This window comes from Pseudomonas sp. 3MA1 (genome assembly GCF_029237275.1).
Classification (GTDB): Bacteria; Pseudomonadota; Gammaproteobacteria; order Pseudomonadales; family Pseudomonadaceae; genus Aquipseudomonas; species Aquipseudomonas fluorescens_AP.
Genome location: NZ_JAACFX010000004.1, coordinates 304,696 through 320,619, shown reverse-complemented (window position 1 = coordinate 320,619; position 15,924 = coordinate 304,696). Strand labels below are relative to the sequence as shown.

Here is a 15,924-nt window from a genome sequence, read left to right as displayed (position 1 = left end):
GCAGGGGACGCAACCCCGCCACACTCGGTTGGCGGTGCTGTGGCCGGGCCTGCTTATGGGGGTGCCAGGCTTTCGTTGAACTTTCAGGACATCGAAGTGCGTTCGGTGCTGCAACTGATCGCCGACTTCACGGGCCTCAACCTGGTGGCCAGCGACACGGTGCAAGGCAGCATTACCCTGCGCCTGCAGAGCGTGCCCTGGGATCAGGCCCTGGATCTGGTGCTCAAGACCAAGGGTCTGGACAAGCGCCAGGTGGGTGATGTCTTGCTGGTGGCCCCGGCGGATGAAATGGCCGCCCGGGAACGCCAGGAGCTGGAGTCGCAGAGGCAGTTGCAGGACCTGGCGCCGCTGCGCCGGGAGCTGCTGCAGGTCAACTACGCCAAGGCTGCGGACATCGCCAAGCTGTTCCATTCGGTGACCGGCGCCGAGGAGCGGGCCGGCGAACGGGGCTCGATCACCGTGGACGAGCGCACCAACAACATCATTGCCTACCAGACCCAGGAGCGCCTCGACGAGCTGCGGCGCATCGTTGGCCAGCTGGACGTTGCGGTGCGTCAGGTGATGATCGAGGCACGGATCGTCGAGGCCAACCTCGATTACAACAAGAGCCTGGGAGTGCGCTGGGGCGGTTCGCTGCCCAACAGGGGCAACTGGCACGCCTCCGGGGTGCAGGGTGGCGGCTCATCGGCCGTCGAGGTGCCGGGCAGTAGCAGCGCGCCGTTCGTCGACCTCGGGGCTGTGGCCAATACCTCGGGCATCGGCATCGCCTACATCACCGACAACGTGCTGCTGGATCTGGAGCTGAGCGCCATGGAGAAGACCGGCAATGGCGAGATCGTCTCCCAGCCCAGGGTGGTCACCTCCGACAAGGAGACCGCGAGGATCCTCAAGGGCACCGAGATTCCCTATCAGGAAGCCAGTTCCAGTGGCGCCACGTCCGTGTCGTTCCGGGAGGCCTCGCTGTCCCTTGAGGTGACGCCGCAGATCACCCCCGACAACCGCATCATCATGGAGGTCAAGGTCACCAAGGACGAGCCGGACTACCTGAACAAGGTCCAGGATGTGCCGCCGATCAAGAAGAACGAGGTCAATGCCAAGGTCCTGGTCCGTGACGGCGAAACCATTGTCATTGGCGGGGTTTTTTCCAATACCCAGAGCAAGGTTGTAGATAAAGTGCCATTTCTTGGCGATGTGCCGTATCTTGGCCGCCTTTTCCGGCGTGACGTGGTGTCGGAGAAAAAATCCGAGCTGCTGGTATTTCTCACTCCGCGTATCATGAACAACCAGGCGATTGCTGTGAGTCGTTGATTCTGTGCGAAATTTGATTCTTGTTGGGCCGATGGGAGCTGGAAAAAGCACCATAGGCCGCTTACTGGCCAAAGAGCTGCGCCTGCCATTCAAAGATTCCGATAAGGAAATTGAACTGCGCACAGGCGCGAACATCCCGTGGATCTTCGATAAGGAAGGCGAGCCGGGCTTTCGCGATCGCGAGCAGGCAATGATCGCCGAACTCTGCGGCACCGACGGCGTGGTCCTGGCCACCGGTGGTGGTGCGGTCATGCGCGAAGCCAATCGTCGGGCGCTGCATGCCGGCGGACGAGTGGTGTACCTGCACGCCTCGGTGGAGCAACAGGTCGGCCGGACTGCCCGGGACCGCAATCGTCCCTTGCTGCGCACCGCCGATCCGGCCAAGACCCTGCGCGATCTGCTGGAAGTCCGCGATCCGCTTTATCGGGAAATCGCCGATCTGGTGGTGGAAACCGATGAGCGGCCCCCACGAATGGTGGTGCTGGACATCCTGGAGCGCCTGCAGCAGTTGCCGCCCCGTTAATGCGCCGAGCGAAATGCGCTATTCTCGGCGGCGCGCCATGACCGCCAGGGTGTGGCGCAGAGCTATCGGGCAGCGTCAGAAGACCTGACGAGGCCCATCGTCAATACAAGGCACAACGCCTGCTTCCATCTTCACTGTGGGGACACATGCAGACACTTAAGGTCGATCTAGGCGAGCGCAGCTACCCGATTCACATTGGTGAAGGACTGTTGGACCAGCCCGAGCTGCTGGTGCCACATATCGCCGGGCGGCAAGTGGCGATCATTTCCAATGAGACGGTCGCGCCGCTGTACCTTGAGCGCCTGACCCGCAGCCTGGGGCAATACTCGGTGATCTCGGTGGTCCTGCCCGATGGCGAGGCGCACAAGAACTGGGAAACCCTGCAGTTGATCTTCGATGGCCTGCTGACCGCGCGCCATGATCGGCGCACGACCATCATCGCTCTGGGTGGCGGGGTGATCGGTGACATGGCCGGCTTTGCCGCCGCCTGCTATCAGCGCGGTGTGGACTTCATCCAGATCCCGACCACCCTGCTGTCCCAGGTGGACTCTTCGGTGGGCGGCAAGACCGGTATCAACCACCCGCTGGGCAAGAACATGGTCGGCGCCTTCTATCAGCCCAACGTGGTGCTGATCGACACCTCCAGCCTCAATACCCTGCCCAGCCGAGAACTGTCGGCGGGCCTGGCGGAGGTGATCAAGTACGGCCTGATCTGTGACGAACCCTTCCTGACCTGGCTGGAAGAGAACGTCGACCGCCTGCGGGCCCTGGACCAGCAGGCACTGACTTACGCCATCGAACGCTCCTGTGCGGCCAAGGCCGCCGTGGTGGGTGCCGACGAACGTGAATCGGGGGTGCGCGCCACCCTCAACCTGGGCCACACCTTCGGCCACGCCATCGAAACCCATATGGGCTACGGTGTCTGGCTGCATGGCGAGGCGGTTGCTGCGGGCACCGTCATGGCCCTGGAAATGTCCGCGCGCCTGGGCTGGATCAGCCACCAGGAGCGTGACCGCGGTATTCGCCTGTTCCAGCGCGCGGGCCTGCCGGTCATCCCGCCTGAAGAGATGACCGAAGCGGATTTTCTCGAACACATGGCAATTGACAAGAAAGTGATCGACGGTCGTTTGCGTCTGGTGCTGTTGCGCCGCATGGGCGAAGCCGTAGTGACCGACGATTATCCGAAAGAGGTTTTACAGGCCACGCTGGGAGCGGATTACCGCGCCCTGGCTCAGCTTAAAGGTTAATAAAATCCCGATGACTAGTTTGCACGCCGACGAGGCTTTCCTCGGCCATTACCAGTTGAGCCATGATCCTTTCGCTCCCCGGGTTCCTGGCTTCAAATTCTTTCCTGCCCAACGCAAGCCAGTGTTGGGGCAGTTGCATCACCTGGCTCGCTATAGCCAGCTGCTGCTGGTGGTTACCGGCCCCCAGGGCAGCGGCAAGACCCTGCTGCGCCAGGCGCTGGTCGCCAGCACCAACAAGCAGTCGGTCCAGAGCGTGGTGGTTTCCGCCCGTGGTGCCGGCGATGCCGCCGGCGTATTGCGCCAGGTGGCCCAGGCGCTGAATGTGGCCCAGGCCGAGATCGGCGCGATTCTGGCCCAGGTGGTGCAACTGGCCCTGACCGGCCAGGAAGTCTATCTGCTGGTGGATGACGCCGAGCAGCTCGACGAGTCGGCGCTCGAGGCGCTGTTGGCCCTGGCGGCGGGGGCTCCGGAAGGCCGCCCTCATGTCTTCCTGTTCGGCGAGTCGTCGCTGATCGCGACCCTGGATCAGTTGAGCACCGAGGAAGAACGCTTCCACGTCATCGAGCTGCAGCCCTATACCGAAGAAGAAACCCGTGAATATCTGGCCCAGCGCCTTGAAGGCGCGGGTCAGGGCATCGAACTTTTCTCCGCAGATCAGATCAGTGATATTCACGAAAGCTCCGATGGCTGGCCGGGCAACATCAACCAGGTCGCCAGGGATGCAATGATCGAAGCCATGATCGCCAGCCGCTCTGCGGTCAAGCGTCCAAGTATGGGGTTCAACATGCCGAAGAAACACGTATTGGCCATTTCCGCTGTGGTAGTGGTGGCCTTGGCTGCCGCCTGGCTGATGCCGGGGCGCAGCAAGGCACCGACCAGCGGTACGCCGACCAATGAGCAGGCGCAGTTGCCTCTGGGGCAGACGCCGACGCCAAATGCCAATGGCAGTCCATCCGTGGAGTTCGCCGGCTCATCCCAGCCGATGCCTCTGCCGTTGGTCGGCCAGTCGCAGCCAGTGATGCGTGGTCCTCTGGCGGAAGCCGCGGGCGGCATTACCGAGGGGGATGACGGGGTTCCGGTGGAGGGTTCCAGCGCGGTTCCGCCCACCGTGACCACCACCGCGCCACCTGCTGGCGCCGTGGCCGGTCCGGCACCGACTCCGGCTGCGCGGCCAACCCCGGCGCCGACCCAGGTCGCCACCGCCAAGCCGACACCAGCGCCCAAGCCGGTGGAGAAACCGGTTGCCGCCAAGCCTGCTCCAGCCGCCAAGCCAGCGGAGAAGCCGGCCACCGTGGCCAAGGCCGCCGGTGGCAGCTGGTACGCCGGTCAAGCGCCAGGCAACTACGTGGTGCAGATCCTCGGTACCAGCTCGGAAGCCACCGCGCAGAATTTCGTCAAGGAACAAGGCGGCGAGTACCGCTACTTCAAGAAAGTCCTCAACGGCAAGCCGCTGTATGTGATTACCTACGGCAACTTCGCAAGCCGCGACGCCGCGGTCAGCGCCATCAAATCCTTGCCAGCGAAGGTTCAGGCTGGTAAACCTTGGCCTCGCACTGTCGCTAGCGTTCAACAAGAACTGGCAACAACTCGCTGAAGATTCGGCGGCCTTACCCAGGCCGCCTCTCCCGGCAACCTCAAATTTCCGCATCGGCATGCTGCCTTACAGGCCGCGTGCCTTGTGGTGTCTGCGTCACAGTAGTTTTTGAGTCGCGGCAGTCAAAAGCAAAACTTTTTGACTAGCACAGCATATCGCTTTAAAACGTTCATAAATGCGACATAAATTTGCGACGAATCGTCGCTTAATTTGTGGGCCTTTGTGTCGGTGTGTACAATGACCTCCCTTTTGCCCCCGCAAAGTCGGCGTACGTTCGACGTGGATGGTAAGTGGTTGAATTGAAAAGAAATTTGTCTCGATAAGAGGCAGCCTGGTGAGAAAGTGTCTATGAAAGCAGGTCTGTACCAACCAGATGAATTTAAGGACAACTGTGGTTTCGGCCTGATAGCCCATATGCAGGGCGAACCCAGTCATACCCTGTTGAAAACGGCCATTGAGGCCCTGACCTGCATGACCCACCGCGGTGGGATCAACGCGGACGGCAAGACCGGCGACGGTTGCGGTCTGCTGATGCAAAAGCCCGACCTGTTCCTGCGCGCCGTCGCCAAGGAGCAATTCGGCACCGACCTGCCCAAGCAATATGCCGTGGGCATGGTGTTCTTCAACCAGGATCCGGCCAAGGCCGAAGCCGCTCGCGAAAACATGAACCGCGAGATCCTGGCCGCCGGCCTGCAACTGGTGGGCTGGCGCAAAGTGCCGATCGATACCAGCGTGCTCGGGCGTCTGGCCCTGGAGCGCCTGCCGCAGATCGAGCAGGTGTTCATCGGTGGCGAAGGCCTGAGCGATCAGGATTTCGCCGTCAAGCTGTTCAGTTCCCGTCGTCGCTCCTCGGTCGCCAACGCTGCCGACACCGACCACTACATCTGCAGCTTTTCCCACAAGACCATCATCTATAAAGGCCTGATGATGCCGGCGGACCTCGCCGCCTTCTATCCGGACCTGGGTGATCCGCGCCTGCAGACCGCGATCTGCGTGTTCCACCAGCGCTTCTCCACCAACACCCTGCCGAAATGGCCGCTGGCCCAGCCATTCCGCTTCCTCGCCCACAACGGCGAGATCAACACCATCACCGGCAACCGCAACTGGGCCCAGGCCCGGCGCACCAAGTTCAGCAACGATCTGATGGATCTGGAAGAACTCGGGCCGCTGGTCAACCGCGTGGGTTCCGACTCTTCGAGCATGGACAACATGCTCGAACTGATGGTCACCGGTGGCATCGACCTGTTCCGTGGCGTGCGCATGATCATTCCGCCAGCGTGGCAGAACGTCGAAACCATGGACCCGGATCTGCGGGCGTTCTACGAATACAACTCCATGCACATGGAGCCCTGGGACGGCCCGGCCGGCGTGGTCATGACCGACGGCCGCTACGCCGTCTGCCTGCTGGACCGCAACGGCCTGCGTCCGGCCCGCTGGGTCACCACCAAGAACGGTTTCATCACCCTGGCTTCGGAGATCGGCGTCTGGAACTACCAGCCCGAGGACGTGATCGCCAAGGGCCGGGTCGGTCCGGGGCAGATCTTTGCCGTGGACACCGAAACCGGGCAGATCCTTGACACCGACGCCATCGACAACCGCCTGAAGTCGCGCCATCCGTACAAGCAATGGCTGCGCAAGAACGCCCTGCGCATCCAGGCCACCATGGAAGACAACGACCACGGTTCGGCCTTCTACGACGTCGACCAGCTCAAGCAGTACATGAAGATGTACCAGGTCACTTTCGAAGAACGTGACCAGGTCCTGCGTCCGCTGGGCGAGCAAGGCTACGAAGCCGTGGGTTCGATGGGCGACGACACGCCGATGGCGGTGCTGTCGCAGCGCGTGCGCACCCCTTACGACTACTTCCGCCAGCAGTTCGCCCAGGTCACCAACCCGCCGATCGACCCGCTGCGCGAAGCCATCGTCATGTCGCTGGAGATCTGCCTCGGTGCCGAGCGCAACATCTTCCAGGAATCGCCCGAGCACGCTTCGCGGGTGATCCTCAGCTCGCCGGTGATCTCCCCGGCCAAGTGGCGCTCGCTGATGAACCTCGACCGCCCGGGCTTCGAGCGGCAGATCATCGACCTCAACTACGACGAAAGCGTCGGTCTGGAAGCGGCGATCCGCAACGTCGCCGATCAGGCAGAAGAGGCCGTGCGCGCCGGTCGTACCCAGATCGTCCTCAGCGACCGCCATATCGCGCCGGGCAAGCTGCCGATCCATGCGTCCCTGGCCACGGGCGCGGTGCACCACCGCCTGACCGAAAAAGGCCTGCGTTGCGACTCCAACATCCTGGTGGAAACCGCCACCGCTCGTGACCCGCATCACTTCGCGGTGCTCATCGGTTTCGGCGCTTCGGCGGTCTATCCGTTCCTGGCCTACGAAGTGCTGGGCGACCTGATCCGTACCGGTGAAGTGCTGGGCGACCTCTACGAGGTGTTCAAGAACTACCGCAAGGGCATCACCAAGGGCCTGCTGAAGATCCTGTCGAAGATGGGCATCTCCACCATCGCCTCCTACCGTGGCGCGCAGCTGTTCGAAGCCATCGGCCTGTCCGAGGAAGTCTGCAACCTGAGCTTCCGTGGCGTGCCGAGCCGGATCAAGGGCGCACGTTTCGTCGACCTCGAAGCCGAACAGAAAGCCCTGGCGGCCGAAGCCTGGAGTCCGCGCAAGCCGATCCAGCAAGGCGGCCTGCTGAAGTTCGTCCACGGTGGCGAATACCACGCCTACAACCCGGACGTGGTCAACACCCTGCAGGCCGCCGTGCAGCAGGGCGACTACGCCAAGTTCAAGGAATACACCGCGCTGGTGGATAACCGCCCGGTGTCGATGATCCGCGACCTGTTCCAGGTGAAGACCCTGGACACGCCGATGGACATCAGCGAAGTGGAGCCCCTGGAATCGATCCTCAAGCGCTTCGACTCCGCCGGCATCTCCCTGGGCGCCTTGTCGCCCGAGGCCCACGAAGCCCTGGCCGAAGCCATGAACCGCCTCGGTGCGCGTTCCAACTCCGGTGAAGGCGGCGAAGACCCGGCGCGCTACGGCACCATCAAGAGCTCGAAGATCAAGCAAGTGGCCACCGGCCGTTTCGGCGTGACCCCGGAGTACCTGGTCAACGCCGAAGTGCTGCAGATCAAAGTCGCCCAGGGCGCCAAGCCCGGCGAAGGCGGCCAGCTGCCCGGCGGCAAGGTCAACGGCCTGATTGCCAAGCTGCGTTACGCCGTGCCCGGCGTGACCCTGATCTCGCCACCGCCGCACCACGACATCTATTCCATCGAAGACTTGTCGCAACTGATCTTCGACCTCAAGCAGGTCAACCCGCAGGCCCTGGTCTCGGTGAAGCTGGTGGCGGAAGCCGGCGTTGGCACCATCGCCGCCGGTGTGGCCAAGGCCTATGCCGACCTGATCACCATTTCCGGCTACGACGGCGGCACCGGCGCTTCGCCGCTGACCTCGATCAAGTACGCCGGCGCGCCGTGGGAACTGGGCCTGGCGGAAACCCACCAGACCCTGCGCGGCAACGACCTGCGCGGCAAGGTCCGGGTGCAGACCGACGGCGGCCTGAAAACCGGCCTCGACGTGATCAAGGCGGCCATCCTCGGCGCCGAAAGCTTCGGCTTCGGCACCGCGCCGATGATCGCCCTGGGTTGCAAGTACCTGCGCATCTGCCACCTGAACAACTGCGCCACCGGCGTCGCCACCCAGAACGAGAAGCTGCGCAAGGACCACTACATCGGCACCGTCGACATGGTGGTGAACTTCTTCACCTACGTCGCCGAGGAAACCCGTGAGTGGCTGGCCAAGCTCGGCGTGCGTTCCCTGGAGGAACTGATCGGTCGCACCGATCTGCTGGAAATCCTCGAAGGCCAGACCGCCAAGCAGCACCACCTGGACCTGACCCCGTTGCTGGGTAGCGACCATATCCCGGCGGACAAACCGCAGTTCTGCCAGGTGGACCGCAACCCGCCGTTCGACCAGGGCCTGCTGGCCGAAAAAATGGTCGACATGGCGCGTTCGGCGATCAACGACAAGAGCGGCGCCGAGTTCGACCTGGACATCTGCAACTGCGACCGTTCCATCGGCGCACGGATCTCCGGCGAGATCGCCCGGCTCCATGGCAACCAGGGCATGGCCCAGGCGCCGATCACCTTCCGCTTCAAGGGCACTGCGGGCCAGAGCTTCGGCGTGTGGAACGCCGGCGGCCTGAACCTGTACCTGGAAGGCGATGCCAACGACTACGTGGGCAAGGGCATGACCGGCGGCAAACTGGTCATCGTTCCGCCCAAGGGCAGCGTCTACAAGACTCAGGACAGCGCCATTATCGGCAACACCTGCCTGTACGGCGCCACTGGCGGCAAGCTGTTCGCCGCCGGCACCGCGGGCGAGCGTTTTGCCGTGCGTAACTCTGGTGCCCACACCGTGGTGGAAGGCACTGGCGATCACTGCTGCGAGTACATGACCGGTGGTTTCGTCTGCGTCCTGGGCAAGACCGGTTACAACTTCGGCTCAGGCATGACCGGCGGTTTCGCCTACGTGCTCGACCAGGACAACACCTTCGTTGACCGGGTCAACCACGAACTGGTGGAAATCCAGCGGATCAGCGGCGAAGCGATGGAAGCCTATCGCAGCCACCTGCAAAACGTGCTGAACGAGTACGTCGCGGAAACCGACAGCGAGTGGGGGCGTGAACTGGCCGAGAACCTCGACGACTACCTGCGTCGATTCTGGCTGGTCAAACCCAAGGCAGCGAACCTGAAATCGCTGCTCACCAGCACCCGTGCCAGTCCGCAATAAAGCAGCTGCAAGTGGCAAGCCTCAAGCTGCAAATGAAGCGGTTCGAGGTTTGCCGGGCATACGTGATCGACTTGCGGCTTGCAGCCTAGAGCTTGCAGCTGCTGTATAGAGGTTTTGAAAAATGGCTGAACGTCTGAATAACGACTTCCAGTTCATCGATGTCGGGCGCAAGGATCCGAAGAAGAAACTGTTGCGTCAGCGCAAGAAAGAGTTCGTGGAGATCTACGAACCGTTCAAACCCCAGCAATCGGCCGACCAGGCCCACCGCTGCCTGGGGTGTGGCAACCCGTACTGCGAATGGAAGTGCCCGGTGCACAACTTCATTCCCAACTGGCTCAAGCTGGTGGCCGAGGGCAACATCCTCGCCGCCGCCGAGCTGTCGCACCAGACCAACACCCTGCCGGAAGTCTGCGGCCGGGTCTGCCCGCAGGATCGTCTGTGCGAGGGTGCCTGCACCCTCAACGACGGCTTTGGCGCGGTGACCATCGGTTCGGTGGAGAAGTACATCACCGACACCGCCTTCGCCATGGGCTGGCGCCCGGACATGTCCAAGGTCAAGCCCACCGGCAAGCGTGTGGCGATCATCGGCGCGGGCCCGGCGGGCCTGGGCTGCGCCGACGTGCTGGTGCGGGGCGGCGTGACCCCGGTGGTGTTCGACAAGAACCCGGAAATCGGCGGCCTGCTGACCTTCGGCATCCCCGAGTTCAAGCTGGAAAAGACCGTGCTGAGCAATCGTCGCGAAGTCTTCAGCGGCATGGGCATCGAGTTCCGCCTCAACACTGAGGTCGGCAAGGACGTGACCATGGAGCAACTGCTCGCCGAATACGATGCGGTGTTCATGGGCATGGGCACCTACACCTACATGAAGGGCGGCTTTGCCGGCGAGGACCTGCCGGGGGTGTACGACGCGCTCGACTTCCTGATCGCCAACGTCAACCGCAACCTGGGCTTTGAAAAGTCGCCGGAAGACTTCGTCGACATGAAGGGCAAGAAGGTGGTGGTACTGGGCGGTGGCGACACCGCGATGGACTGCAACCGCACCTCGATCCGCCAGGGCGCCAAGTCGGTGACCTGCGCCTATCGTCGTGACGAAGCCAACATGCCCGGCTCGCGCAAAGAGGTGAAGAACGCCAAGGAAGAAGGCGTGAAATTCCTCTATAACCGCCAGCCGATCGCCATCGTCGGTGAAGACAAGGTCGAAGGCGTGAAGGTGGTCGAGACCCGTCTCGGCGAACCGGACGCCCGTGGCCGCCGCAGCCCCGAGCCGATCCCCGGTTCCGAGGAGATCATCCCGGCCGACGCCGTGGTCATCGCCTTCGGTTTCCGCCCGAGCCCGGCGCCGTGGTTCGAGCAGTTCCAGATCCAGACCGACAGCCAGGGCCGGGTCGTTGCACCTGAACAAGGTCAGTACAAGCACCAGACCAGCAACCCGAAGATCTTCGCCGGTGGCGACATGGTGCGTGGTTCTGATCTCGTGGTGACGGCGATCTTCGAAGGGCGCAACGCCGCCGAAGGCATCCTCGACTACCTGGGCGTTTAAGCTGCTGCGCTCGGCAATGCTGCGTTGAAAACAGACTCGGAATGCTCATTGACAGCAGTCAACTCCGCTTCCTCGTCTGTTTTCGCCTTGCCTTGCCTTCGCTCGCGACGCTTAAACAACTGCTTGTAGTCCGCGATAAATTGACCTGATACATAAAAGGCACGGCTCTTGCCGTGCCTTTTGTGTCGCGCTCTGAGAAAATGCCCCCACTTTTTTTCCGGATGCCGACATGACTGCCCTGAAGAACGACCGTTTCCTTCGTGCCCTGCTCAAGCAACCCGTAGACGTCACCCCGGTGTGGATGATGCGTCAGGCTGGGCGCTACTTGCCTGAATACCGCGCCAGCCGTGCCAATGCCGGTGACTTCATGAGCCTGTGCATGAACCCGGCGTTCGCCTGCGAAGTCACCCTGCAGCCTCTGGACCGCTATCCCCAGCTGGATGCGGCGATCCTCTTCTCCGACATCCTGACCATCCCCGACGCCATGGGCCAAGGCCTGTACTTTGAAACCGGCGAAGGTCCGCGCTTCAAGAAAGTGGTCAGCACCCTGGCCGACATCGAAGCCCTGCCGATCCCTGATCCGCAAAAGGACCTGGGCTATGTGATGGATGCGGTCAGCACCATTCGTCGTGAACTCAATGGCCGCGTACCGCTGATCGGTTTTGCCGGCAGCCCCTGGACCCTCGCCACCTACATGGTCGAAGGCGGCTCCTCGAAAGACTTCCGCAAGTCCAAGGCCATGCTCTACGACAACCCGCAAGCCATGCACCTGCTGCTGGACAAGCTGGCGCAGTCGGTCACGTCCTACCTCAACGGGCAGATCCTGGCCGGTGCCCAGGCGGTGCAGATTTTCGATAGCTGGGGCGGCAGCCTTTCCTCGGCGGCTTATCAGGAGTTCTCCCTGGCCTACATGCGCAAGATCGTCAGCGGCCTGATCCGCGAGCACGACGGGCGCAAGGTGCCGGTGATCCTGTTCACCAAGGGCGGCGGCCTGTGGCTGGAAAGCATTGCCGATGCCGGCGCCGATGCCCTGGGCCTGGACTGGACCTGCGACATTGGCGAAGCCCGCCGCCGGGTCGGCAGCAAGGTCGCCCTGCAAGGCAACATGGACCCCACCGTGCTGTATGCCAACCCGCAGGCGATCCGCAGCGAAGTGGCGCGCATCCTCGCCAGCTACGGCACCGGCAGCGGCCACGTGTTCAACCTGGGCCACGGCATCACCCCGGAAGTCAAACCGGAGCACGCCGGAGCCTTCCTGGAGGCGGTGCACGAGTTGTCGGCGCAATACCACGCATAAGCGCCACCCGATAAAAAACGCCCGGCACCTGCCGGGCGTTTTCATTGGCGAACCCTTTTTTGTAGGAGCCAGCTTGCTGGCGAATAGGCCCTCGAGACTTGCTCCTGCCTGTCGGCCGCCTTCGCTGGCAAGCCAGCTCCCACAAGGGCCCGCCGGCACAGCCCCGATCCGTGTAGGAGCCGGCTTGCCGGCGAAAGGGCCCTCGAGACCTGCACCTGCCTGACGAACGCCTGCACACAGGCCAGGCGTCACAACGGCGGCAGTCTCGCCAGTTTCACGGCAATCAGCAGTGCCCCGAGCAACAGGGCGCCGATAAACAGGCCGATGCCGTTCCACCCCGCCAGGTGCCAGAACACCCCGCCCGCGGTGCCGGCGATGCTCGACCCGGCGTAGTAGCTGAACAGGTACAGCGAGGAGGCCTGGCCCTTGGCCTTGGTGGCGCGGCGACCGATCCAGCTGCTGGCCACCGAGTGGGCACCGAAGAAGCCGAAGGTGAACAGCAGCATGCCGACCAGCACCAGGGCCAGTGGGGCGAGCAGGGTCAGGGCAATGCCCGCGAGCATTAGCACGATGGTGGCCCACAGCACCCGACGCCGGCCCAGCTGGTCGGCCAGGGCACCGATCTTCGCCGAGCTGTAGATGCCCGACAGGTAGACCACCGACAGCAGGCCGACCAGGGCCTGGCTCAGGTGATAGGGCTCGGCCAGCAGGCGATAGCCGATGTAGTTGAACAAGGTGACGAAGGCCCCCATCAGCAGGAAGCCTTCGAGAAACAGCCAGGGCAGGCCGGCGTCGCGAAAGTGCATGGTAAAGCCGTCCAGCAGGCTGCGCGGATGCAGCGAGCGCGGGCGGAAGTTGCGCGACTCGGGAAGGATGCGCCAGAACACCGCCGCTGCAATCAGCGCCAGGCCGCCGATCACCAGCATCGCCGTGTGCCAGCTGACAAAATCGATCAGCACCCCGGTGATCAGCCGCCCGCTCATGCCGCCAATGGCGTTGCCGCCGATGTACAGGCCCATGGCCAGGCCGATGTGCTGCGGGTGGATCTCTTCGCTGAGGTAGGTCATGGCCACGGCCGCCAGCCCGCTCAGGGACAGCCCCACCAGCGCTCGCATCAGCAGCACCCCGTGCCAGCTGGGCATCAGCGCGCTGGCGATGGTGCACAGGGCGGCGGCCAGCAGGGCGGCGAGCATCACCGGCTTGCGGCCGATGCGGTCGGAAATCGGCCCGGTGATCAACAGACCGATGGCCAGCATGGCGGTGGCGACTGAGAGGATCAGGCTGCTCTGGGCCGCATTGATGGAAAACTCCGTGGACAGCAGCGGCATCATCGGTTGCACGCAATACAGCAGGGCGAAGGTGGCAAAGCCTCCGGAGAACAGCGCCAGCACGGTGCGCATGAACAGCGGCGTGCCTTTTTCGATGTAGACCTCGTTGAGCTGGGCGACCACCTCGTCCAGGGGCGTGGAGGGGATTTCGTGGGCAAGGGGGGCGACAGCGGTTTTCACGGGAACCTCGGGGGGCAGCGCAGCCGGTCAGGCAATGGAAAAAAGCATATAGCTGGCTAATGTTCCTTTCCAATATATTGTTCGACCTGTTTGATAGCTTTAACGACTCAATGGAGCCGCCCCATGGAATTGCGTCACTTGCGCTACTTCATCGCCGTCGCCGAAGAGCTGCACTTCGGCCGCGCGGCCCAGGTCCTGGGCATTTCCCAGCCGCCCCTGAGCCAGCAGATCCAGGCCCTGGAGCAGGAGGTGGGTGCCCGCCTGTTCGAGCGCACCAATCGTCGGGTCGAGCTCAGCGAGGCCGGACGCCTGTTCCTTGAAGAGGCGCGCCTGGCGCTGGCCCAGGTGGACAAGGCGGCGGACGTGGCGCGGCGTGCGCAGCTGGGCGAACTGGGGGAGCTGAAGATCGGCTTCACCTCGTCGGCGCCGTTCAACTCGACCATTCCCCAGGCGATCTTCGCCTTTCGCCAGCGCTTTGCAGCGGTGCACCTCAAGCTCAAGGAAATGAGCAGCACCCAGGTGGCCGAGGCGCTGGTGGACCAGTCGATCCAGGTCGGCATCATGCGGCCCCTGCCATTGCCCGATTCGCTGTCGGTGGTGGAGCTGCTGCGCGAACCGCTGGTGGCGGTGCTCAGTTCCAAGCACCCGCTGGCCAGTGGCAGCGAAGAGGGCCTGCATTTGGCGGCGCTGGCCCAGGAGCCCTTTGTGTTCTTCCCTCGCAGCTACGGCAGCGGCTTGTATGCGCAATTGCTCAGCCTGTCCCGGGACGCCGGTTTCACCCCGCATTTTGCCCAGGAGGCGGCGGAGGCCATGACCATCATCGGCCTGGTGGCGGCGGGCCTGGGGGTTTCGGTGCTGCCGGCGTCCTACCAGCGCATGCGCATCGACGGCGTGGTCTACCGCCGGCTGCTGGACCCCGAGGCCATGACCGCGGTGTGGCTGGTGCAGCGCAAGGATCAGTGCTCACCCATGGCCAGGGCCTTTGTCGAGCTCCTGACGCGCAAGACCGGGGCCGCCTCCTGAGCCGGCGCTGCCGCATCAGCCGATCGTCTCCCGCGCTTTCACCTGCACGCACGGCCCCGGTCTCCCGACCAGCGGCTCGCCCATAAAAAAGGGCGCCTCAAGGCGCCCTTCGCGGTGTGCAACGGCTCACTGCACTTTCGACAGATCCCCGCGCAGCGCCACGCCCGCCATGATCGCGCCGGCATGGCACTCATAGGTCGTGGCGTCCTTGCGCTCGCGGCTCTTGTAGAAGCTGGCGATGTCGGTCACGGCGTTGGCGCCGACTTTCTTCGCCGCTTCATGCAGGGTGATCAGCGCCGACTGCAGGGCCCACTCGCAGGCCACCTGGTCCGCCTTGCCGAAGGCGTTGGTCTTCTTGTTGGTCACGGCGCCGGGGCTGAGCACGCTGACCTTGCCGGCGGGCTTGTTGCCCGCCAGGTAGAACTTCACGCTGCCGTCGATCTTGCCGGTGCTGATGGCTTCGGCCACCACCTTGTCGAACGGCAGGAACAGGGCGGTGTCGCGGGCCTGGCTGACGCCGGGCAGGGTGCACAGCAGCAGGGTGGCGGTTGCCGCCAGGGTCTTCAAACGCATCGCAGTCTCCTTGACTTGAAAAGGGGGCAAAGCAGCCCGGTGACCGCGGTCACCGGGGGATGATCATTGGCCAGCCGGGAAGCTCTTGGCCGCGGCGTCTGACAGTTGTTGCGCGGTCCGCTCGTTCTGGTTGTCCCGCAGCTCGCGCAGGATGCCCTTGTCCAGCAGGCGCACCCAGCGGATGTAGTTCTTGTGGATCTTGCCGTCCTTGTAGTCCAGGTCGCGGCTGTCGCGGTAGACGATCTTGTAGGTGCTGGCGCTGTACGGGATATCGATCTCGGCGTGGAACTGGCCGCGCACGGTGATCTCGGCCTGGATCAGCTCCGGGCTGATGCGTTGCACTGTCCACTTGCGGGCCACCAGATTCTTCAGGATCGCCTGTTTGACCTGCTCCTGGCTGGCCTGGATGGTGGCCGGGATGACCCGGTTCGGGGTGTACATCGGTTTGCTGGTGCAGGCGGCCGTGCTCAGCAGGGCCAGGACGATCAGCGTTGCGCGAAACAGGGAGGACATTCCA

10 protein-coding genes and 1 pseudogene are annotated in these 15,924 nt (G+C 63.4%); 8 read left to right on the top strand and 3 right to left on the bottom strand.

Annotation, left to right across the window (positions count from 1 at the left end):
* Positions 1–51 precede the first annotated feature (51 nt).
* The 7 genes and pseudogenes from GWQ44_RS13985 to hemE all read left to right on the top strand — a co-directional run.
* Positions 52–1,308, top strand: a pseudogene (locus GWQ44_RS13985) (type IV pilus secretin PilQ family protein); the annotation flags it as partial.
* 4 nt (positions 1,309–1,312) lie between these two features.
* Positions 1,313–1,831 (top strand): shikimate kinase AroK, encoded by a 519-nt coding sequence (aroK, locus tag GWQ44_RS13980; protein ID WP_016966152.1) that lies wholly within the window; start codon positions 1,313–1,315, stop codon positions 1,829–1,831.
* Between the two features lie 146 nt (positions 1,832–1,977).
* Positions 1,978–3,078 (top strand): 3-dehydroquinate synthase, encoded by a 1,101-nt coding sequence (gene aroB, locus GWQ44_RS13975; RefSeq protein ID WP_275927581.1) that lies wholly within the window; start codon positions 1,978–1,980, stop codon positions 3,076–3,078.
* 10 nt (positions 3,079–3,088) lie between these two features.
* Positions 3,089–4,672: an AAA family ATPase gene (locus GWQ44_RS13970; protein ID WP_016966154.1), complete on the top strand. Its 1,584-nt coding sequence runs from the start codon at positions 3,089–3,091 to the stop codon at positions 4,670–4,672.
* A 348-nt stretch (positions 4,673–5,020) separates the two neighbouring features.
* The gene (gltB, locus tag GWQ44_RS13965; protein WP_275927580.1) at positions 5,021–9,466 is read left to right on the top strand and encodes a glutamate synthase large subunit; all 4,446 of its coding nucleotides are present in this window, start codon (positions 5,021–5,023) and stop codon (positions 9,464–9,466) included.
* Between the two features lie 121 nt (positions 9,467–9,587).
* Positions 9,588–11,006: an FAD-dependent oxidoreductase gene (locus GWQ44_RS13960; RefSeq protein ID WP_016966156.1), complete on the top strand. Its 1,419-nt coding sequence runs from the start codon at positions 9,588–9,590 to the stop codon at positions 11,004–11,006.
* A gap of 229 nt (positions 11,007–11,235) precedes the next feature.
* Positions 11,236–12,303, top strand: coding sequence for a uroporphyrinogen decarboxylase (gene hemE, locus GWQ44_RS13955; RefSeq protein WP_016966157.1), 1,068 nt, complete (start codon positions 11,236–11,238; stop codon positions 12,301–12,303).
* 248 nt (positions 12,304–12,551) lie between these two features.
* Here hemE and GWQ44_RS13950 read toward each other — a convergent pair whose 3' ends face one another.
* Complete coding sequence (locus tag GWQ44_RS13950) at positions 12,552–13,811, bottom strand: MFS transporter (protein ID WP_275927579.1); 1,260 nt, start codon at positions 13,809–13,811, stop codon at positions 12,552–12,554.
* Positions 13,812–13,934: 123 nt separating this feature from the next.
* On the opposite strand from GWQ44_RS13950, the gene GWQ44_RS13945 reads away from it, so the two are divergent.
* Entirely contained in the window at positions 13,935–14,834 is a 900-nt protein-coding gene (locus GWQ44_RS13945; protein ID WP_275927578.1) for a LysR family transcriptional regulator, read from the top strand.
* Between the two features lie 126 nt (positions 14,835–14,960).
* Here GWQ44_RS13945 and GWQ44_RS13940 read toward each other — a convergent pair whose 3' ends face one another.
* Both GWQ44_RS13940 and GWQ44_RS13935 read right to left on the bottom strand, forming a co-directional pair.
* On the bottom strand, positions 14,961–15,407 hold the full coding sequence (locus tag GWQ44_RS13940; RefSeq protein WP_016966160.1) for a hypothetical protein: 447 nt from the start codon (positions 15,405–15,407) through the stop codon (positions 14,961–14,963).
* A 63-nt stretch (positions 15,408–15,470) separates the two neighbouring features.
* Positions 15,471–15,920 carry a hypothetical protein gene (locus tag GWQ44_RS13935; protein WP_016966161.1) on the bottom strand — a complete coding sequence of 150 codons (450 nt, stop codon included), beginning with the start codon at positions 15,918–15,920 and terminating at the stop codon, positions 15,471–15,473.
* Between the last annotated feature and the right edge of the window lie 4 nt (positions 15,921–15,924).